Raw genomic sequence first — 22,402 nt, forward strand, 5'->3', positions numbered from 1 at the left:
AATGATGACAGCGGAGACAGCAATGAAATCATCACATATCAAAATGACGCGTATGGCCAGCGTCATTTCCCTGGCGGTGTTGCAAATGGGGCCAGCATGGGCGCAAGACAATACGGCAGCCCAGGACAAGGAAAAAAATTCCCTGAATTTAAATTCAGTCATCGTTACCGGTACAGCCATCGGCACATCGAAGATGAAGGCCAGCGTATCCATCAGTACCCTTGATGCTGACCAGATTGCCCAATCAGCGCCCACCAATGCCGCTGAGATTTTGCGCGCCATTCCCGGTGTCCGCTCTGAATCTTCTGGCGGCGAAGGTAATGCCAACCTGACCGTGCGTGGTGTGCCTATTTCTGCTGGCGGCGCGCGTTATGTACAATTCCAGGAAGACGGCCTGCCACTGCTGCAATTTGGCGATATTGCCTTTGTCACGCCAGATATGTATCTGCGCGCCGATGGCAGCCTCAGCCATCTGGAAGTCGTGCGCGGTGGCACGGCATCTACCATGGCCACCAATTCACCGGGCGGCATCATCAACTTCATCAGCAAGAATGGCTCGGAAAAAGGCGGTAGCATAGGGATCAGCAAGGGCGTGGATTTTAGCCAGACCCGCTATGATTTTGACTACGGTACTGCAGTCTCTGACAAGACCCGCGTGTTCATCGCTGGCTTCTATCGCAACGGCGACAGCGCTCGTCCGGCTGGCGTCACAGCCGAAGATGGTGGCCAGTTGCGTGCCAATATCACGCATGAACTCGACAATGGCTATCTGCGTTTAAGCATCAAGCATCTTGACGACAAATCCCCCATGAATATGCCGGTACCCGTCAGGACAGTGAGTGGCAATATTTCTGAATTGCCCGGCATAGACCCGCGCACGGCCAGTTTTTATTCGCCTTACTGGACGCGTGACATCGTCCTTGACCGCAACAACAACCGCGTCTCCACCAATGTCAATGATGGCCTGCATGTGCTTAACAATGCGTTTGGCGCAGAGGCATCGCTGAAAGTAGGCGATGGCTGGACACTGGATGAAAAATTCCGCAAGTCCACCAACACAGGCCGATTCATTTCCATCTTCCCGGCGGATGCTGGTGTCAGCGGTGCAGCGGCAACCAATATGACTTATGCCACCGGCCCCAATGCAGGCAGAGCCTATGCGGGCGCGGCATTTACGGCAACGGTATTCAATACCTCGATTGATGATCTGGGCAGCACAGTCAACGACATCAAACTGTCGAAAATTTTTGACACCGGCAGCGGTAAATTTACCAGCACCCTGGGGTTGTATTCATCCTTGCAAAATCTGGGGGTAACCTGGAATTTCAACCAGTACCTGATGCAGGCCAGCGGTGACAAACCTGCCCTGCTCAACTCGAACGGCACAATCGCCGGCTCACCCGGCCTGCTGGCACAGGGCACGGATGTGTTTGGTGGCTGCTGTAACCGCAATATCGATGCGCAATACAAAACCAATGCGGTGTATGCCAACCTTGGCTGGGAAAGCGGCAACTGGAATATAGATGGCAGCCTGCGCTACGACAAACAGGATGCCAGTGGCACTTTCAACCAGGCAGTCAACCAGAGCTATCGTGCGGCGAACACCAAATTCATCGATTATGGCGTCAATCACACTTCCTATTCTTTCGGCGCCAATTACCGCGTGACCAAGGATATTGCTGTGTTTGGCCGTGTCAGCGAAGGTATCGCTTTCAACGCTGACCGCATCATGTTTGGCAACCCGCTGGACGGATCGACACCGATCAGTACCAATATCGTCAAGCAGACTGAAGCCGGGGTGAAATGGAAAGCAGGTAATTTCAGCAGCTTTGTCACGCTGTTCCAGGCCAAGACGGCAGAATCGAATTTTGAAGCAACGACCCAGAAATTCACTGCCAATAATTATGATGCCAAGGGCGTTGAAGTTGAAGCCAGCTATAAAATGGATGCCTTCCGCGTTACCGGCGGCATGACTTATACCAATGCCAGTATCACGGCTGCCAATGACAAGAGCGTCGTTGGCAAGACACCACGCCGCCAGGCCAGTTACACCTATCAGGTGTCACCCACCTATACCTTCGGCAATGCTGTCATCGGTGCCAGCCTGATAGGCACCAGCAAGTCTTACGGTGATGATGCCAATACCCTGATCCTGCCGGCTTTTAACGTTTTGAACGTCTTTGCCAACTACAACATCAATGAGCAGATACAGCTGTCCCTGAGCATCAATAACCTGGGCAACAATATTGGCTACACCGAAGTGGAAGGCGATGGCCATGCAGCAAGATCGATCAATGGTCGCAGTATCCGTGCAGCGGTTAAATATAGTTTTTAACAGGCTTTGAAAAAATCAGCGGGCTTTGTTGTCGTTATTTTCGCTGATTAACACAGCCTTAAGGAATTTCTGATCAAGAGTGGCACGGCACTAGTTTGGCGCATTGATAACCCACAAACGTAGTCGTACCGCTATACGGCGAGCATCACAGCCCCAAATAGCGCCGCGCTTAACTTAACAAGATCTTCTTAACAGTTTTGTCCCTGGTAGTACTTCGGCTCCCATTGCAACCCCAACTTGTAGCGGGAGCCATTTTTCTCCTCAGTTTTCTAAGGTTCAACCTGCATCATGCCTGCATCATCGAACACAGACCAGCTTCTGCAACTTGTACTGGCGGCGCTGCCACCAGACAGGCACGCAGGCGTCAGGCTCAGGTTTGACTTACATTTTCCCGCTCTTTGCGAGAACCTGCAAAAACTGTATCGCGATCAGTTCCCCGGCGAAGCCGACTATGCGGGTTTCCTGGCACAACTGATGCAAACCCTCGCACTGGCAATTGTGCAGCGCCCTGCCGCCTTGCAGGCGCTGGACGACAGCCGCAGCCAGCAAGCAGACTGGTTCACGCAGAATAATATGCTGGGTTATTGCTGCTACGCCGACCGTTTCGCAGGAGATTTACGCGGCGTAGAGCGGCGCATTCCCCATCTGAAGGAACTGGGCGTTATTTATCTGCATTTGCTGCCTTTCCTGAAGGCCAGGGCGGGTGATAACGATGGTGGTTTCGCGGTGGCAGATTTCGATGCGGTAGAAGAAAGGCTGGGCAATATGGCTGATCTGGAACAGCTGGCAGCTGCCCTGCGCCAGAACCATATCAGCCTGTGTTCTGACTTCATATTAAACCATGTCGCCGATGACCACCCCTGGGCACTGGCAGCAAAAAATGGGGATGCGGCTTACCGTGACTATTTCCATCATTACCCGGACCGCAGTGAGCCGGATTTGTTTGAAACCCGGCTAGGCCAGGTTTTCCCGCAAGTTGCCCCCGGCAACTTCACTTACAGCAATGACATGCAGGCCTGGGTATGGACGACGTTTTATCCGTATCAATGGGATTTGAATTATCGTAACCCCCAGGTATTTGCCAGCATGGCGGCTGCCCTGTTGCAGCTGGCAAACCGTGGCGTAGAAGTATTTCGTCTTGATTCCACTGCGTTTTTATGGAAAAGGGCGGGCAGCAATTGCATGAACCAGCCGGAAGCCCACTGGATATTGCAGGCCCTGCGCAGCCTGACCGACATCGCTGCCCCCGGTATCTTGCTGAAGGCAGAAGCCATCGTGCAGACTGCCCAATTGCCCGCTTATCTGGGCAGCAGTTCCCCGGTCATCAGCGAATGCCATCTGGCCTATCACAGCAGCCTGATGGCAGCGTCCTGGGCAGCCGTGGCAGAACAGGACACCAGTCTGTTGCGCCACGTGTTTGCCGGCACACCTGCGCTGCCAGCACAGACCAGTTGGCTGACGTATGTGCGCTGCCACGATGACATAGGCTGGAACGTCTTGCGCCCTGAAGCCAGGATCGATGCCTCAGATGAAGAACAGGTACAGCAAAGACTGGCAAAAATAGCACAGTTTTTTAGCGGTGAAGGGAACAGTTATGCCAGGGGGGCAAGCTTTCAATCCAGTGACCCGGCGGCAGTACATGGCACCGTAGGCATGACGTCGGCCTTGTGCGGTTTTGCCAGCGCAAGACATGAACATGAACATCAACACGCCAGGCAACGGCTATTGCTGTTATACGGTCTGAGCTTTTGCTTTGGCGGCATGCCCCAGATTTATATGGGCGATGAGTTTGCACAAGCCAATGATGCCAACTATCAGCAAGTTGCGGCGCAAGCCGCAGACAGCCGCTGGTTGCACAGGCCGCACTGGGATCAGGAACTGTATTCTTCACGTTATGCATTTCAAAGCAATGCAGGTGCCGTATTTAATGATCTGTGCCTGATGCTGCAGGCAAGGCGGCAATTGCCACAACTTGCCGCACAGGCAGAACGCCGCCTGCTGAACAGTTCGCATCCGGCCATACTGGCATTTGAACGCGGCACAGCAGAACAGCCTTTACTGTTTATCGCCAATTTTTCTGCGCATGCCATCACACTTGATCTGGCAGAATTACGGCATGATCAATCCGGCCATCAGGCTTGGGTCAATCAACTCGACCAGCAAACCCTGAGCGGCAACATCGAACTACCAGCCTGGTCACAACGATGGCTGACGAAAGACTTATCATGAAAATTTCTGGCACAGCCATCGTCATTGTTGGTGAAACCCTCATCGATGCATTCCCTGATGAACAGGTCATTGGTGGCGCCCCCTTCAACGTGGCACGTACGCTGGCTTATTTTGATTGCGCCCCGCTGATGATTTCTCGCATCGGTAATGATGCTGCCAGTGCGCTCATCAGCGCAGACATGCAGCGTTTCAAATTAGGCATGCAGGGAATGCAAACTGACAGCCAGCACGCTACCGGCAAGGTCGCGGTCAAACTGGATGATAGTGGCGACAAGAGCAGTCACACATTTGAGATTTTGCCTGAACAAGCCTATGACTATATCGATGCCGGGCTTGCCCTGCAGGCCAGGGCAGATACCTGCCCGCAGCACGACCAGGGCATCCTCTATTTTGGCACACTGGCACAGCGCCATACCTGCTCACGTCAGGCTGTGCATGCCTTGCTGACGCAAACCCGCGCGCTGAAATATCTGGATCTGAATCTGCGCGCCATGCAATACAGTCTGGCAACGATAGAATTATCCTTGCAGTTTGCCGATGTCTTGAAAGTCAATGAAGAAGAATTGCAGGTACTGGCAGAGATCTATCTGAACCATGAAAACCGCAACACTGCGCTGGATGCCACAACAATTCAACATACGGCAGCCGCCCTGATCAGGCTGTTCCATTTGCAAGCCGTCATCACGACACTGGGTGCACGCGGCTATGCCTATGTGGATGCAGCAGGACAGTATCTGGACAGCAGCACACAACCGATACAGACTGAGGTAGTTGATACCGTGGGTGGTGGTGATGCTTTTTCAGCGATTTTTTTGCTCGGTCTGCAAAGACAATGGCCACTGAATATCAGCCTGCAACGTGCGCACGAGTTTGCGGCGGCCATCTGTGGTGTGCGCGGCGCGGTAGCCCGTGATCTGCATTTTTACCGCTTGTGGCAAGATCGCTGGGATACGGCAAGGATAACGCCGCTGACAGGAGCAGGCACATGAATTCAGTCACTTCCAGCAAATTGCCTGGTGTTCGCAAGCCGCGCCTGTCGTTCTGGCAAATCATCAATATGAACGTTGGCTTCTTTGGCATACAGTTCAGTTTCGGGCTGCAACAAAGCAGCATGAGCCCACTCTATAAATATCTGGGTGCAGATGAAGCCAGCCTGCCCTATCTGTGGCTGGCCGGGCCTGTCACCGGCTTGCTGGTGCAACCGCTGATCGGTGCGCTGAGCGACCGCACCACCAGCCGCTGGGGGCGGCGCACGCCCTATTTTTTGATCGGTGCCATCCTGTGCAGTATTGGCCTGTTACTGATGCCATTCAGCCCTGCGCTATGGATGGCGGCCAGCCTGTTATGGATACTGGATGCCGCCAATAATGTGACGATGGAACCGTACCGTGCTTTTGTCAGCGACAAACTGGACGCCAGCCAGCATTCTGTCGGCTTTCTGACGCAAAGTGCCTTCACCGGCCTGGGGCAGACCCTGGCCTATCTGACACCATCCATTCTGGTCTTGCTGGGGATGAGCAGCAATAGTGTCAATAGTCATCAGATCCCCTACATTGTCATTACCGCCTTTATCATCGGTGCGGTGTTTTCGCTGGCATCGATACTATGGACTTTGAAAACTTCGCCAGAAATTGCCTTGACGCCAGATCAACTGGCGCAGATTAAAAAACAGCCCGTGGGCTGGCGCGCCACATTGGCCGAGATCGTCATGGCCATCAGGGAAATGCCGCCGACCATGCGCCAACTGGCACTGGTGAAGCTGTTTCAATGGTATGCAATGTTTTGTTATTGGCAGTACATCATGCTGTCACTGGGCCGCACGCTATTTTCAACCAGTGATCCCGGATCAGCAGGTTTTCGGGAAGCAGCGTTATTGAATGGCCAGATCGGCGCATTTTATAATTTCATTGCCTTCATCGCCGCCTTTGCACTAGTCCCTTTTACGCGCCGCTTTGGCCCCAAGATCAGCCATGCAAGCTGCCTGACGGTGGCGGGTCTGTGCATGATCAGCATCCCCAATATTCACCAGCCTGCATTACTATTTATCCCCATGGCAGGCATTGGCCTCGCATGGGCGAGCATCATGGGCAACCCCTACATCATGCTGGCAGGCAGCATACCGGCTGAACGCACCGGGGTGTACATGGGTATTTTCAATATGTTCATCGTCATCCCCATGATCATCCAGATTTTCACACTACCGCTTTACTATCAGGCATGGCTGGGTGCTAACCCTGAAAACGTCATACGGCTGGCAGGCGCGTTGCTGATTTGCGCGGCGGCTGCGGTGGGTTTGGTGAAGTTGGGCAAACAGTAAGGCGGGACTTGTCACGGTGAATATGAAAAGTCAACGCCAGCAACCTGAAAATCTCGCCTGCGAGCAGATATAACTGAGCTTGATCTGGGCTTCATGATCACCTTGTTGCGCCGCCTTTGCATACCATTTACTTGCCTCGTTCAAGTCAACAGGGAAACTGGCTAAGCCATGTTCATAGATATGGCCGAGCAATCTTTGGCCCTGGACATTTTTCTGACTTGCACTACGGTACAACCAGTACGCAGCCTTCTGTTCATTTTTTTCCATGCCATTGCTGCCTAGCAGATAGAAAGAGCCCAATCTGGCCTCCGCTTCAGGGTTCTTGCTGTCAGCTGCGGCCTGAATAAGACTGGCGATTTTTTCCGGATCTTTTTTAATACCCTGGCCCTGCTCATACATCGTAGCCAGTTTCAGCTGTGCCTGAACATCACCATTGGTGGCGGCCATTTCATAAAAATAGGCGGCTCTTGAAAAATCTTTCTCATTCTTCGAACCCGCATAATAATTTCCCATAAGGATTTGCGATTTCGGGTCACCCTGTTCTGCTGCCTTCTCATACCATTTATTGGCCGCGTCGATGTCTTTATGTACACCTTTGCCTATGTCATACATGGACGCCAGTTGATAAGACGCTTCGGCACTTCCTTTTTCCGATGCACGTGTCCAGTAACGCATCGCTTCTGTAAAACTTTGTTGCAGGTAACCCTTCCCGAAGAAATAATCGTTACCCAGGCGTTCCAGATCATTTGCACCAAGTTTTTCGTCAATGGGCCTGAGGGCTTTAACACCCGTATTTTCATCAACAGGCGTGGAAATTTTTTCCGTTCCCTGTTCCGTCAAAAAGACAGGGGTGGGGGTGGGCGAGGTCTTTTCCCTTCCCATCAGTCCACCTATGATGGAAAGCACCAGGAAGATACCAAAAAGACCCAGCCACATTTTGGTCTTGAAATAAGGCTTTTCGGCAAGGGGCACATACGCCTCTTCCACTTCCTGGCTGCGGGAATATTTGGCAAACCATTCTTCTATGTTTGCCTTGTTCGATACCATCGTGACCCAATAAGGACACATATCGATGACTTGATTCATCGCTGCAATATTTACACGCAGATAATCCTTATCGGGATAAGGATCAATACGTGCCCTGCGCAACATTTCCCATTGTTGCTGCTGCAAGTTTGCAGGCTGGGTATGGAAAATATTCAGTTCAATCAGCGCGCGGTCTATCGCGTAACCGGCGCTGCCCATACTCAACAAACGCCGTCTGTCTTTTTTCCAGGCAAATTGTCTGACAGCGGCATCGAATAACTCTCCGTTACCATGCCGCCAGCCTTGCGCAAGATAGCGGGCAATCAAGAGTTCAAATGCGAGTCTTGTTTCCATATGGATCAGGCGCGCATCATCCAATGCCTGCAACAGGCAATTTTCCGCAGGATCTTCAAGCTGGCCTGGCTTACGCAAGCCCGCCCATAATTCATCCAAAAGCTGTTCAGCGATCGCCGTCACATCAATATCGCTGGCACGATGACTGGAAGCCGATTGCTGTTCGGCAGACCGGCCTGGCTCGTCGACAGGGCTTTCATCATCACTTGCTGCTTGTGGTTTGACAGGGTCGCTCACAGTCGCATTGCTGCGCGATTGCAACCATTCCAGCGCCTCTTCATACGACTCACGCAGTGCCTGGAAACCGGCCAGGTCATTCTCCTGGTCTATCTGTTTCAGGCTTTTGGCATAAGCGCGTTTAATCGCCCGCTCGTCAGCTTCGGCGGTCAGTTCATGCTGTACAAGAAAAATGGGTAAATCAGTCATTCACTCTATGTAGTTGAATTTTTATGGCTGCCTGGTTTGACAATTTGCATGCAGGGATGACAGGCATTGGACGATGCCTGAGTGAATATAATGAGCAAGCTTGCATCATACTGGCAAGCTGCATACTAGCTGAACGCCTCCGGCGGGTGTACAGGTATTTTCAATATATCTATCGTCATACCCGCGATTATTCAGGTTTTTCCCGCACATACGCTTTCCCACAAAGTAACTATAGGATTACCACTTTTTGAATATTTGACGCAGGTGAAACAGAGGGCGTCGGCCGGGTCTTCTGATAAGTTTTTCCGGCGATAAACACCACAATAAGCAAGAACAGAATAGTTGCGATTGCTCCAAGGCGATCTTTAATCTCATGAGAAGTATTTATCTTGTGTTTTTCCTGTAAGTATTCTGCGGCGGCTTCTTTATGCTTTGAATTGACAATGACATACCATTGCGACAAATTCTTGCGGTTGGTGACCATGTATATCCACATAGGATAGGATTGAACCATACGCACCAACAAGTCGAAATTTGCTTTCAGAAATTTACTGTCAGGATTTCCATCTTCGCGCACTTTCTGTAAAATCATCCATAGCTTCTCGCGATTTTTTTGATCTTTAGATAAAAAAGATTCCCGTTCCATCAAAGCTTTGTTTAGCACCTCTCCAACCGGGCCAAAATTATTCAGGTCTTGTTTTCTTTTATCCCAAGCAAAACATTTTATTGCAGCATCCAACAGATCTCCATCACCGATATGCCAGCCTTCTGTCACATATGTGGCAATCCTATATTCAAACTCATGGCGTACCCAAATAGAGATTGGCCGACCATCATCCATTATTCTTAGCAGGCATTCCTCTGCATTGCCTGATACATTGGTCTGTTTTTTCAACTCCTGTAAGAGCTCATCAAAAAGGCGTTGCGCAATTTTTTCTGAGTCTGCGGTTGGGAGCGAACCTTTCATCCATGAAAACGCCAAGTCTGCCTGTTTTTCGGCGGATTGCGGACTCTTTGCTTTATGCTTCGTGTCAGTGCCGGGTATCGTCACCGATTCATTTTTTTGCTCACGCTTGAATTCATTCAGAATATCCTCCTCAGCGAGAGCAGGACTTATCAGTATTTTTTCTTTTCCTGGTATCAGTACACGTGCTGGTTCAGATTTTTCTTGCGCTAAAAAATCCATCGATTTGCGGTTCAGACGCGTCCATTCCAGCGCCTCTTCATACGACTCACGCAGTGCCTGGAAACCTGCCAGGTCATTCTCCTGGTCTATTTGTTTCAGGCTTTTGGCATAGGCGCGTTTAATCGCCCGCTCGTCGGCTGCGGTGGTCAGTTCATGCTGTACTAGAAAAATGGGTAAATCAGTCATTCACTCTATGGGTTTGAATTTTTATGGCTGCCTGTCGAGATTATTTACAGGCTGGAGAAATAGATTTACTGCAAAGTGCTTTTAAAAGACGGGTAGCCTCCGGGTCACCTTGTGCCACGGCTTTGGCGTACCACTGAGCAGCCAGTACAGGATCATGTGCATAGCCGCCGCGCCCCTCTTCATGCATCAGGCCCAGCATTCTTTGCCCCGCATAATTATTCTGTTTTGCACTGCGCTCAAACCAATACGCGGCTTTTAATTCATCTTTCTTTTGATCATAGGTTCCGTACAGGTATATCGTCCCTAAATTGCTTTCAGCAGTGGGATTGCCATTTTCAGCAGCCAGCGTAAGCCATTTCACGATTTGCTTCGTATCGCGCATCACGCCTTTTTGCTGGTCGTACAGGACAGCCATTTTCAGTTGCGCGATGTTTGAACCCTGCTCAGCTGCTTTCAGATACCATTTATTCGCCACCGTATTATCCTGCGGTACCTGATTACCCACATCATAGATCCAGCCCAGTTGATAAGAAGCCTTGGCCTCGCCAGCTTCTGAAGCCAGTACCCAATAGCGTATGGCTTCATTGATGTTTATTCTTTCACCGCCGTGACCGGCGAAAAAATTCTCACCCTTTTCAAGCAGTTGTGCGGCTGTCAAATTTCTGTCGGCAGCATCTTGCCTAGTGCTGTCTGGCCGGTTGATGCCGCTATTGCGCTTGATGGCGTCTTCCAGTATCTGCTGGGTTTCATTCAGTTTCCGTTGCTCAAATTTAGGTGCCGGTGGTGGTACAGGATATGGCGTATCCTTGTTATGGTCACTGAATATCCCGACCAGCAATAAAAGCACAATAAAACCAACCCACAGCATGATGTTCAATTTCAGCTTGTCAGACATGCCTGTTTTTTCTGTAGCTATTTCTTGAGGTGCAGGTTTCGCGAAATCGGTTTCCGGCATTGCGGCGGCCGTGGTATACCACTGCTCTATATTCTGTTTACTCGATACCAGCACTACCCAGGTCGGATACATATCCACCAGCCTGGACATCAGGGGGAAATGCAACTTCAAATAATCCCTGCCCGGATATTGCTCGGCACGGGCTTTACGCAGCATGGCCCATTGCCCTTCGCGCAAAATCTGCGGTTTGCTATTGAAAACAATCAGCTCGGCCAGGGCACGGTCTATCAGGTAACCCGCCTTGCCCAGATCGAACAAACGCCTTCTGTCTTTTTTCCAGCCGAAGCAATCCATGGCAACATCAAACAATTCACCGTTACCGCTCTGCCAGCCTTGCGCGAGATAATTGGCGATCAGTTGTTCAAAGGCCAGGCGTGTTTCCATGTGTATGAGCCGCATATCATCCAGCGCCTGTTGCAGACGCGACCCGGCATAGCCATCCTGTTCAAAATACAGGCGTAAGTCTTGCAGCATGTCATCAAGGATTTGCTGGGCAATCGCCGTCGCATTGATGCCTGCGAGCTGCGCGTGTGCGTCCAAAACGGGCTGGCTTGCCGCAGCATCGGCGTCATCCAGGGGGTGAACCGAAATACTGTCTTCCACTGTTTCATTACTATGCCACTGCAACCACTGAAGCGCTTCTTCATACGATTCACGCAGCGCCTGAAAACCAGCCAGGTCGTTTTCCTGGTCTATCTGTTTCAGGTTTTTTGCATACGCGCGTTTGATTGCACGCTCGTCGGCGTCAGCAGCGAGTTCATGCTGCTGAAAAAATAAAGGCAGGTTCAGCATGCGTCAATTTGGCTGGGGGTCAAAATCAGAATGCAGATGGCTATCGCGTTCGACCGAATTAAGCATGTCGGAAAACTTGCTCTTTGCCGGGTTGATGAGGCGCGGGTTCTGGCTTTCCAGCACGCCTTCAAATTCAGCGATCTGGTGGCCTAGCCAGTTGCGCAAATCACCTCGCACCTGCTGATAAATGCGGTCGGCCCTGGCCAGCAGGGTGCGCATTTCCAGGGTATCGCGCGGATGCATCTTGATTTTTCCCAGTTCGTTGAAACGCTGGGCAATTTCTGCGTCGCTGAGCATGCCGGGGTTACCTTGTATGACCAGGGTATGGCTTTCTTTGCTGCCTTCCAGTGACGCACGTACTTCGAGCAAGCCGTTGACATCATAGGTGAAGCGTACATCGACGCCCTTGTTTTCAGTTTCATTGGCAGGCAAGGGAACTTCCAGTCTGCCCAGCAGGATATTGTCTTTGACCAGACGAGATTCCCCCTGATAGACACGCAAATCGACCTTGGTTTGCCGCATGTCCATAGGAAAATAGCGCTTGACGCGACTGACCGGCACCGCAGTGTTGCGTTCTATCACAGGTGAAAAATGACCATCTGCATTATTGCCATCAGCCAGCCGCATGCTGATTTCCACACCCAGCGAATACGGCGACACATCGGTCATGACGACTTCGTCAAGCGCGGCATCTTTCATCTTCAGCCCGGCCTGCACTGCCGCACCCAGTGCAACCACTTCATCAGGATTGATGTCACTGGTAGGGAAGCGGCCAAACATCAGCGTCACCAGGCGCTTGATGACGGGCATGCGGGTGGCGCCACCAGCGAGCACGATGCTGTTAAGTTCATTGCTGCGGATGTTGGTGTCGCGCAGTGCGCGTTCTACCGGCTCGCGCATGCGCTTGAGCAAGGGGGCGCATAACTTGTCGAGTTCTTCTTCATCCAGATCCATCTGTATGTCTTTGCCGTCAAGATGGATTTGTACACTGGCGGCCTGCCCTGCCGACAGACTGCGCTTGGCTGCTTCAGCCGACGCACCCAGCCTTTGCACGAACATGGGGTTGTTGCGCAGGCTGCTATTGAGATTATTACGCTGGAAGAACAGATCAACGATGGCATTGGTGATGTCTTCACCACCCAGGTAATTGTCGCCGGCAGAAGCACGCACTTCCATGACGCCTTCAAACAGTTCGAGTATCGACACGTCAAAGGTACCGCCGCCCAGATCAAACACCAGGAAACGACTTTCGCTACCCATCTGGTGCATGCCATACGCCAGTGCCGCAGCACTCGGTTCATTGAGCAGGCGTTCTACCGTCAAGCCCGCCAGCAAACCCGCAGTGCGCGTGGCTTTACGCTGGGCATCAGAAAAATAGGCAGGTACGGTGATGACCGCTTCGGTCACGGTTTCACCCAAAAAAGCTTCTGCATCGGCCTTCAGTGATTTCAGGACAAAGGCTGACAGTTCTTCTGCACGGAATTCACGCGTCTCGAGCCTGACTTTCTTGTCGCTGCCCATATAGCGTTTGAAAACCGATGCGGTACGCTCAGGATGGGTTTGCAGCCTTTCCCTGGCGGCTTTGCCAACCAGCACGGAACCATCTTCATCCAGGCTCACACAGGAGGGCGTCAGCATGTCGCCGAGGCTGTTAGGCACAAGCTGCGCCTTGCCATCTTTCCAGACGGCGACGAGGCTGTTGGTGGTTCCCAAATCAATACCGATGATCATGCTCAGACTGCTCCCCTGCGATGTTAGGCTTGTACGACACAATTAAAGTGTCATAACATAATCTAAATCTGCATGATTTTTGCGCTTTGCAGCAAAAATATTTTCAGGGGCAGCGATGTTACATTGTCATGGCGACAATGCAACAAAAATAACAAGCATATTGACTGGGCCGAGAAGCCTGCCTGTTTTAGCCCAGCATGCCAGGGTTGCCGGTAACGCCAATCAGGCGCGGCGTATTGAGCTTGCGCGGGGTGATACGCTTGTGGGTACGCAGCCACTGTGCAACGACATCCCATACCGGTTCGCCTTTTGCACCTTCGGCAACCGGTGCCCAGCCAGCCACCTTGTAGACTTTGGTGTCACTAAGCGCCTGCCCGTTCAGGCGCATGTCCTGGATGCGGCTGCCCATGCGGGCTGCGGGGTCGATGGCATAGGTCATGCCGCCAACACGTACCATGTCACCGCCTTGCTGATAATACGGGTCGGGGTTGAACAGGTTGTCGGCAACGTCTTCAAGCACGGTTTTGATGGCGGCACCTGTCATGTCAGTGACAGTGGTATAAGAATAAGTGGTGGCAGTCTGGTCCATCAGGTGTTCCATGGTGATGGTGCTATTGGGTAATAGCGACGTCCCCCAGCGAAAACCTGGCGAGAAGGCAATCTCGGCCCCTTTGACATCCATCAGGGCATCGACGATCAACTGGTCGAAGCTGCCATTGAAATTGCCGCGCCGGTACAGGCTGCCCTCGGTCATTGCCAGTTTTTCTGAGAGTTTATCGACATACGGCGCACGCACTTTTTGTATGAGCGCCTGCATTTCAGTATCCGCTGGCAGGAAATTGGCAAAGACAGGCAACAGGCGATAATTAAAGCCCTGTATGCGCCCATCTTTCACATCAAAATCGAGTACGCCAAGGAATTTGCTATTGCTGCCCGCATTGGTCACCAGGGTCTTGCCACCGGGGTTATCGACAATCACCGGCGCGGGCATGCCGTCATGTGTGTGCCCACCAAGGATGGCATCAATGCCACGCACGCGGGACGCCATCTTCAAATCCACATCCATGCCATTGTGCGACAGCACGACCACGACTTTCACCCCTTTGGCACGGGCGGCATCAACGGTCTTTTGCATGTTTTCTTCCTGTATGCCAAAGCTCCATTCAGGCACCAGGTAACGAGGATTGGCAATCGGCGTATAAGGGAAAGCCTGGCCGATGATGGCAACCGGCACACCATTCATTTCTTTCATGACGAAGGCATCAAACACGGGGTCGCCAAAATCAGTGGTCTGGATATTTTGCGCGACGAAATCGAGCTTACCCTTGAAATCGTTATCCACAATCTGCCTGACACGTTTGTCGCCCAGCGTCATTTCCCAATGCGCTGTCATGACGTTGACACCCATCTTCAGGCAGGCATCGACCATGTCCTGCCCTTGCGTCCACAAGGCCGTTGCCGAGCCTTGCCAGGTATCACCCCCATCAAGCAGCAAGGCACCCGGGCGGTTACCCTTGATGCGCTTGATCAGCGTCGTCAAATGGGCAAAACCACCGACCTTGCCATAGGTAGCGGCTGCCTGTTCAAAATTCAGGCAGCTAAAAGCATGGGCTTCTGGCGTATTGGGTTTGATGCCGAATTGCTTCAACAAATGCTCGCCCACCAGATGCGGGCTCTTGCCAAACGCCGCGCCGATACCCAGATTGACACTGGGCTCACGGAAATACAAAGGCAGCAGTTGTGCATGGCAATCAGTAAAGTGCAGCAGATGCACATTGCCATAGGCTGGCAAGTCATACAATTTATCAGCTCCAGGATTCGCCAGCGCCGCCTGCGCATCTATCTGCATGCCACCTGCGGCGGCAATCGCCATTACTTGTAGAAAATCGCGTCGGTTCATGCCCATGGTGCGTTTGCTTTCTGTGGTTTTTGCTGTTGCTTTTGAATTGCTGTTGCTTTTGAATTGCAGTTGACTTTGAAGTTGCCGTTGTTTTTAGATTTTGATGTTGTCTTTGATCTACCCCCGCTTGGGCCCCTATATCCCTAAAGGGAAGGAACATCGCCTTGCAGGGCGATGTCGTTACGCAGGCGGATTGCATGCAATCCTCATTCCCTGCTACACCGATGCAATTTGTGCTTCACAGAAAATGGATAAGAAAGTTTTGTTGTCTGAGCCGAAGGCGAGTTTCGAAACTTTCCCATTTTTTGTGATGCACAAATTGTGCTGAAGCGTAGCGTAAGCACCCGAAGGGCAAGTCTGCGGTCGCCTTTCTTTGATTCCTTTCTTTGGCGAAGCAAAGAAAGGAATTCGGCCGCCGGGCCGAGACCCGGCCTGGCTCCACGAAGGGCAATCAAATAAAAGCTATCTCCATGTGTTCCCGATCTCGCCAATGCCTTCAATTGATAAATACGTTATTTCAATGCCCAGTGTTGGGCTGATGAAGCGTAGCCCAACCTACTATGTTGGCACCTTTGACCTCCCCCCTCAGCTTGGGACGTTGCAAATTGTGCTGAAGCGCAGCGCAAGCACCCGAAGGGCAAGTCTGCGGTCGCCTTTCTTTGATTCCTTTCTTTGGCGAAGCAAAGAAAGGAATTCGGCCGCCGGGCCGAGACCCGGCCTGGCTCTACGAAGGGCGATCGATTAAATCAACGGTCAATTCATTTCGATATTTCGTGGCATGCAACGAACGCCACTGGATTCCAGCCTGCGCTGGAATGACGTTAATATGAATGCCGTTCATCAACCGAATGCTATCCTCTGCCCTACCTCTCCTTGTAGACGGAGAAGCCCAACCTGTCACATTACCAGGTACCGGCTATGCAAAAAAACGCCTGTCACCCCTACTTGTTCACCGGCGACTCCCCATCCATCAGCAAAGCCATGATGTCCTTCAACTGCGCCTCACTCAAGACGCCGTTATGCCCGAAACGCGGCATCTTCGAACAGGCCGTAAAGGCTTGCGAGTTATAGAGCTTGCCCCAGGTATATTTCAGGATTTCAGGACTGCTGCCGCGCAATTTTCCGTATTGATACAGTGAAGGGCCGATGTTGCCGAAAGAAATTTCTGTCTTGCTCATCTGATGGCAGGCATAACAGTTACCGCCATTGACAGAACCCATGGCATCAGACGACTGCATGCCGCGGCCATTCTGGGCGATTTTTTCGCCATTCTTCCAGTCGCCCATGTATTGCCCGTCTGCCGGGTATTTGATGGTGCTTAGCTGGGATTGTTCGAGCTTTTGCGCCAGCTTGGGTTTCAGCCCTTGCGGATTGGCACTGCATTGCGCCTGCGCTTCATCCTGCTGCACCATGCGCTCCATCGTGGCCGGGCCTTTGGCCTTGAAATCGGCCTTCATCATGTCCAGCGCGGCCTTGGCATAATCAGGGCCTGCTGCCAAGGCTGTAGCACTCACAAGGCTGGCAAGCATATATGTGCTGAAACACAGGTGTAAACGTAATTTCTTCATCTGTATCCCCTTAGCGTTTCAAGGCAGGTGCGTTCATGACTGCGCCATCGGCTGATTTCGCCAGGAACATGGTCAGGGCGGTAATGGTGTCAGAAGCATAGTCAGGCACAGGGAAGCGTTGCTGGCGGAAGCAATCATTCAGGCGATGCTGCATGCTCCTGACTTCGCCTTGCGACACGCGATAGGCAGGCCAGCTTGCATACGCAGCCTGGGCATTGGCCTTGTTGGTCAGGTTAGGCAAGTCTTGCAGGCGTATGCGTTGTCCGTCAACAGAATGACAGGTTGCGCAGGCAAAATCATGCGAACCGGCGCGGTAATAGAATATCTTCTTGCCAATTTCGTAGGCCTGTTTTTCTGCCGGGTGTCTGGTGCTGATGGCCAGTGTCATGCCGCGCGATTCTGCTGTCAGAAAAGCCACCAGTGCTTCGATATCGGAAGGGTTGCCAGCCGAACCAAACGGTGTCTTGCTGGCCTGTTCTCGCGTCAAACCTTGCAGCGTGATGCGGCAATGCATGAGGCGCTGTTCAAGATCCATGACCTTGTCGGTATCCTTGAAGTGACGCGGCAATTCTGCATACGCACCCTTGGTAATACCTGGGCCTTTGCCCAGATCACATTGCTCCAGCGATTGCTGGCTGGGGCCTGCTTTTTTCTTCCATAATTCCTGGCCGCGCATTTCCCATAATTCTGCCGGATTGCCATCGGCCAGCATTTGCCGGTATTTGGCAATTTCATCAGTAGATGAAGTCGATGCTGCGCTTTGTGCCTGGGCCGACAAGGCTGCTGCCAGCAGCGGCGCCATCAACAAAATGTTTAAGACCGGACGTGACATGGAATCCTCTTCAGGCTATGGCCGCTTCGTCAGTACGCTGGTCACCCTTGCTGTCTATCCAGGTAACCGACACTTTATCGCCCTTGACACCGCCTTTGAACTTGAACGACAGGAATGGGTCTTTTGATACCGAGGGGCCAAACTGTGCATCCAGCACCAGCTTGTCTTTCCATTTTGCCTGCAAGGTCTTGATGAAATGCGCAGGCACGACCTTGCCTTCGAGGTCTTTACGCTGCCCGGTTTCCATATCGTGACGCATCAATACTTTTACTTCAACGACGTCGCCTGCCGCCGTCGCCCGAATACGCATAGGATCGCCCATGATGTCTCCCTTTTTTTGCCAACTATACTTGATTTGAAATAAATGTCTAAGACTGGAAAGCTCACCACATAAACACGGAGAAGCTGAGGCACAGAAAAAGGCAAGAGAAAAACTGGTGAAGAAATGCGACTTGATTTTGCGCCCTGTCACCCACTTGCCTGGTGCCCCTCTATATCTCTGTACAACAGTCTTTAAAGGTCTTCAAACTTAACCGCCGCAGCCACCCAATGTAACCTTGATCTCTTTCGAAGCCACCAGCCATTTGCCGTCGGCCTTCACCAGCGCATGCACATTCGAAGTTTCACCAACCTTCACACGGGTGGTGATCGACGGTTCTGTGCCTTCAGGGATGGTAAACGCCGCAGACATGGCGTTAGGATTTTTTTCTATCAGGATGGCGATGTAATCGGTATTGGCTGCCTTGCTGCTGACACTGACTGGTACGACGGCGCCGTTTTCTGCGATATCGGGTGCAGTGATCACGATGTCAGCACTGACTGCGGGGCTGCCAGCGCCAAGAGCGGCAAAAGCGTCTTGCAGGCTCTTGGCATCAAAGGCCTTGCCATTCCATTCGGCAGCAAAAACATCCGCGGGTTTGAGTAAACCGGCGGCAAAAGCCAGGCCGAATACGGTAGAAATCCGTAAAAAATCACGGCGCTGCTGGGGGCTGCCTGCTGCTTGAACTGCTTGCTTCATCTCTGTCTCCTGAAATGGCGAAAAACTGTACTGCAAATTAGCTTGCTGATGCTCTCTTGGTGCGGGTTCCGGCAAAATGGTTCCGTCGTTTTTTTACGGCCTCCGAATTATCTTCCTGGCACTCCTGGCCAGTTAAGGACATCACCGGGTTTACGGTGTCTGACGCAGTATATAAGTGATCATCGTCGCCAATTCAGCATCTTTGATGGTGGTTTGTGGTGGCATGGGTATATCGCCCCAGGCGCCACTGCTGCCTGCACGGATTTTTTTTGTCAATTTTTCCTCTGCGCCCGCGTCATCCTTGTATTTTGCCGCAATCTGGCTGAAACCAGGGCCAACAACTTTATCTTTCATGCCATGACAGGCCACACAGGCATATTGTTTCAGCAGCTTCAGGCCTTCATCAACGGCTGGCTCGCTGACCTTGACCACAGCAGCCTTGTTCAGATCCACACCGCGTACCGCACCCACGGTGCGATTTTGTTCTACCGGATTGCCATTGGCGCTGCGTGCGGCTACTGGCAAGACGGAAGTAATTTTCACCTCGGTCGGGCAATCTTTCATGCAGGCGATATTTTTCACATCGGGCTTGCCATTGGTTTCCCACAACCCATGCTTGCTTGTCATGCCCAGACGGTTGGGCATGCGCTTTTGTACATCGGCAATGTTTTCATCGCTCATGACAAAGTCGTCAGCAACCACGCCACCAAGGTTCAGTATATAGGCGGTGACTGCATACACTTCATCCGTGGTCAAGGTCTTGGGGGCATTCCAGGGCATGGCACGGTTGATGTAATCCCACAGCGTCGAAACAGTTGCTACCTTCATCAGTGTCGTGCGTTGTGGCTGGCTGTTGTTGGATAGCGCTGCGACGCGGCCATTCTTGACATCATCTTTCGTGGTGCCACCAACGATAGGAGTGAATACCTGGTTCGATTCACCAAAGCTGCCATGGCAGGAAGCACATTTGCCGTCCCAGACTGTCTGGCCCTGATCGACGCCGCCGCGCCCTTTAGGCAAACCCTTGAAATCTGGGCGTACATCAATATCCCAGGCGGCTACTTCCCTGGGGGTCGCGGCACGGCCTATGTTGCTATAGTCTGCCGCACTGGCAGCGAAACTGAAACCAATTAGTGCAAGGAAAAGGGCAGATAAAGACCTGCGTAGTTCAAGCGACCTGTACATTGCTGACCTCGCCATCTTCATTGATTTTCCAGGATTGAATGGCATTGTTGTGATAAATCGATTTCGTGCCGCGCACTTCGCGTAGTTGATTGATCTTGGGTTGCACATAGCCAGTTTCATCTATTGCGCGCGATTGCAAAATCGCCGGTCCGCCATCCCAGTTCCAGTCTATGTTGAAACGGGTCAGGCATTTACCCAGTACCGGGCCTTCCAGCCTGGCGGTGCGCCAGTTGCGGCCACCATCGGCAGACACATCGACGCGCTTGATCTTGCCACGGCCCGACCACGCCAGGCCGGTGATATTGTGAAACCCTTTTTCCAGCAACATCTGCCCACCAGAAGGTGTGGTGATGACGGACTTGCATTCCTGCACAGACGTATATTGCCGGTGCAAGCCACTGGGTTGCAGGTCTATGTAGTGAATGGCTTCATCCTTGGTGGCCCAGGGCTGGTCACCGACTTCTATGCGACGCAGCCATTTGACCCAGGATACGCCTTGCACGCCAGGCACGACCAGGCGCAATGGGTAACCATTTTCTGGCCGCAGCATTTCGCCATTCATGCCATAGGCAACGATGACGTCATCCATGGCGCGGGCGATATCGATGGTGCGCGTCATAGCAGAACCATCGCCGCCTTCGGCAAGGACAAATTTGGCTTTCTTGCGGTCGATGCCACAGTCGTCGAGCAGGACGGACAAGGGCACGCCTGTGTATTCGCAGCAACTCAGCATGCCATGCGTGTATTGCACCGTAGGCACGGCGACATTGCCCCACTCGGTCGCGCTGTTAGCCCCGCATTCGATGAAGTGCATGCGCGACACCGAAGGCAGGCGCATCAAGTCATCCATGGTATAGACCTTGGCTTCGCGCACGAGCCCATTGATCATGAAGCGATGCTGTGCCGGATCTACATCTATCCAGCCCTGATGATGGCGTTCAAAATGCAGGCCATTGGGAGTGATGATGCCAAAAAAACCCTGCAAGGGTGCAAAGGAGACAGAAGCCTGCGGCACCCGCGTCAAACCGGGAGATTGGCGGCGCTGCAAATTGGCTTCAAATTTCGATGGCTGGCCATAGCCTTGCATGACAACCGGGTTACCCAGGGTCTTGGCCTGATCCTGCAAATTCAGGATCAGTGGGTCGCCATCACCTTCGGGCACTGTACCGGGCCTGGCCAATGCCGCACCCGATGCCAGCGCAGCTGTCGCCGCGGCAAAGCTCTTGCGTAAAAAACCACGCCGTTCATCGTTCAAGCCTTGTTCAGTAATCTCCTGGCGCAAGGGCGCATCCAGAAAATTCTCGGGCGCGCGGCGCAACTGGCCTGATTTTTTGACTTGGATGGACATAAGACGAAGGCACTCCAAAGATATTGTTCGGTCAGCCGGCACAATCGCGCTCATTCCGTGAGCGCTTTTTGCTGCGATGACCATTGAATTACATACTAATTGCACCCTGCCCGCAAATAAATACAGATCTATCGGGCATAATTTTGCGAGGCAGATATTGATCAGGCGCAAATAATACTATTTGCGCACATAATCAAATAACGAAAGAGAAAAGGCAAACACTTTCTTTTGTGCGACGCACAAATGGTGGCATGCCGATGAAATAAAGTGGGGCAAGAACCCGTTGCCCCTTGTTTTCATGTCATGACAACATCAAAAAGACGATTTTCATATCATGCTATCCGTTTCAGGCTGACCGATATAGTCTGGCCACAGTGCTTGCAAGCAAGTATAAAATTACTTTATGAAATCTCGTTTACCTCGACCAGTTACGCCAAGTATTGTTGCGCTGATTCTCATAGGCTGGATCATCGTTGCCATCAAACTGGATCAGTCAATTTTCGCGCCCCATAAATCCCTGCTATTGCCACAATTCGGCGCGGCCACCGGCGATGTGCTGGTAACACATGAATGGTGGCGTTTGCTGGTGTCGCAGTTTTTGCATGTGCATTTCCTGCATATGCTGTTCAATGCCGCATGCATAGGCGTGACCGGCAATGCAATAGAAAAAGCGTATGGCTGGCGTGTCTTGATCGCTGTTTATCTGATTGGTGGCCTGACGGGGCAAATTGCCAGCGTATGGCATTACCCCCATCTGGTGACCGATGGCGCTTCACAGGCCCTGATGGCGCTATGTGGCGCATCGCTGGTACTGCGATTGAACACTCGCTTGAAATTATTCGCCGGCGTCATTATCGTCATCCAGGCAGCACTGGATCTGCATGCTGCCTCAACGATCAAGGCTGGCCATGGCTATGGCTTTGCAGCGGGATTGCTGATTGGCTTGGGGGTAATTATGGCTACGCGCAAGAGAGCGGATTCTTTTCGCATTGAGCAAACCAGGTGAAGAACCAT

At 52.1% G+C, this 22,402-nt stretch carries 16 protein-coding genes; 5 read left to right on the plus strand and 11 right to left on the minus strand.

Annotated features, from left to right (window positions below):
- Positions 1-22 precede the first annotated feature (22 nt).
- The 4 genes from ACO0LH_RS00575 to ACO0LH_RS00590 all read left to right on the plus strand — a co-directional run bounded on the left by ACO0LH_RS00575 (position 23) and on the right by ACO0LH_RS00590 (position 6,881).
- Positions 23-2,335 (plus strand): TonB-dependent receptor, encoded by a 2,313-nt coding sequence (locus ACO0LH_RS00575; RefSeq protein ID WP_422939089.1) that lies wholly within the window; start codon positions 23-25, stop codon positions 2,333-2,335.
- Positions 2,336-2,623: 288 nt separating this feature from the next.
- Entirely contained in the window at positions 2,624-4,564 is a 1,941-nt protein-coding gene (locus ACO0LH_RS00580) for an alpha-amylase family glycosyl hydrolase (protein WP_422939090.1), read from the plus strand.
- Complete coding sequence (locus ACO0LH_RS00585) at positions 4,561-5,553, plus strand: PfkB family carbohydrate kinase (RefSeq protein ID WP_422939091.1); 993 nt, start codon at positions 4,561-4,563, stop codon at positions 5,551-5,553. The genes ACO0LH_RS00580 and ACO0LH_RS00585 overlap by 4 nt, the downstream gene beginning before the upstream one ends.
- Entirely contained in the window at positions 5,550-6,881 is a 1,332-nt protein-coding gene (locus tag ACO0LH_RS00590) for an MFS transporter (RefSeq protein WP_422939092.1), read from the plus strand. Before ACO0LH_RS00585 ends, ACO0LH_RS00590 begins: the two co-directional genes overlap by 4 nt.
- 30 nt (positions 6,882-6,911) lie before the next feature.
- On the opposite strand, the gene ACO0LH_RS00595 is transcribed toward ACO0LH_RS00590, so the two are convergent.
- The 11 genes from ACO0LH_RS00595 to soxC form a co-directional block, all read right to left on the minus strand.
- A complete protein-coding gene (locus tag ACO0LH_RS00595) occupies positions 6,912-8,687 on the minus strand; it encodes a tetratricopeptide repeat protein (RefSeq protein ID WP_422939093.1) in 1,776 nt (591 codons plus the stop codon).
- Between the two features lie 229 nt (positions 8,688-8,916).
- A complete protein-coding gene (locus tag ACO0LH_RS00600; RefSeq protein WP_422939094.1) occupies positions 8,917-10,059 on the minus strand; it encodes a hypothetical protein in 1,143 nt (380 codons plus the stop codon).
- Between the two features lie 40 nt (positions 10,060-10,099).
- Entirely contained in the window at positions 10,100-11,806 is a 1,707-nt protein-coding gene (locus ACO0LH_RS00605) for a tetratricopeptide repeat protein (protein ID WP_422939095.1), read from the minus strand.
- A 3-nt stretch (positions 11,807-11,809) separates the two neighbouring features.
- Entirely contained in the window at positions 11,810-13,537 is a 1,728-nt protein-coding gene (locus ACO0LH_RS00610) for a molecular chaperone HscC (protein WP_422939096.1), read from the minus strand.
- 187 nt (positions 13,538-13,724) lie between these two features.
- Entirely contained in the window at positions 13,725-15,437 is a 1,713-nt protein-coding gene (soxB, locus tag ACO0LH_RS00615) for a thiosulfohydrolase SoxB (RefSeq protein ID WP_422940548.1), read from the minus strand.
- A gap of 941 nt (positions 15,438-16,378) precedes the next feature.
- Entirely contained in the window at positions 16,379-17,005 is a 627-nt protein-coding gene (soxX, locus tag ACO0LH_RS00620; protein WP_422939097.1) for a sulfur oxidation c-type cytochrome SoxX, read from the minus strand.
- Positions 17,006-17,015: 10 nt separating this feature from the next.
- The gene (soxA, locus tag ACO0LH_RS00625) at positions 17,016-17,837 is read right to left on the minus strand and encodes a sulfur oxidation c-type cytochrome SoxA (RefSeq protein ID WP_422939098.1); all 822 of its coding nucleotides are present in this window, start codon (positions 17,835-17,837) and stop codon (positions 17,016-17,018) included.
- 10 nt (positions 17,838-17,847) lie between these two features.
- Positions 17,848-18,159: a thiosulfate oxidation carrier complex protein SoxZ gene (gene soxZ, locus ACO0LH_RS00630; RefSeq protein WP_422939099.1), complete on the minus strand. Its 312-nt coding sequence runs from the start codon at positions 18,157-18,159 to the stop codon at positions 17,848-17,850.
- 207 nt (positions 18,160-18,366) lie between these two features.
- The gene (gene soxY, locus ACO0LH_RS00635; protein ID WP_422939100.1) at positions 18,367-18,855 is read right to left on the minus strand and encodes a thiosulfate oxidation carrier protein SoxY; all 489 of its coding nucleotides are present in this window, start codon (positions 18,853-18,855) and stop codon (positions 18,367-18,369) included.
- A 150-nt stretch (positions 18,856-19,005) separates the two neighbouring features.
- A complete protein-coding gene (locus tag ACO0LH_RS00640) occupies positions 19,006-20,040 on the minus strand; it encodes a c-type cytochrome (protein ID WP_422939101.1) in 1,035 nt (344 codons plus the stop codon).
- Complete coding sequence (gene soxC, locus ACO0LH_RS00645) at positions 20,024-21,388, minus strand: sulfite dehydrogenase (protein WP_422939102.1); 1,365 nt, start codon at positions 21,386-21,388, stop codon at positions 20,024-20,026. The genes ACO0LH_RS00640 and soxC overlap by 17 nt, the downstream gene beginning before the upstream one ends.
- A 403-nt stretch (positions 21,389-21,791) precedes the next feature.
- Here soxC and ACO0LH_RS00650 point away from each other — a divergent pair, with 403 nt between their 5' ends.
- Positions 21,792-22,394, plus strand: a complete 603-nt coding sequence (locus ACO0LH_RS00650) for a rhomboid family intramembrane serine protease (RefSeq protein ID WP_422939103.1) — start codon at positions 21,792-21,794, stop codon at positions 22,392-22,394.
- The last annotated feature ends 8 nt before the right edge of the window (positions 22,395-22,402 follow it).

The organism is Undibacterium sp. TJN19 (assembly GCF_049339485.1).
Classification (GTDB): domain Bacteria; phylum Pseudomonadota; class Gammaproteobacteria; order Burkholderiales; family Burkholderiaceae_D; genus Undibacterium.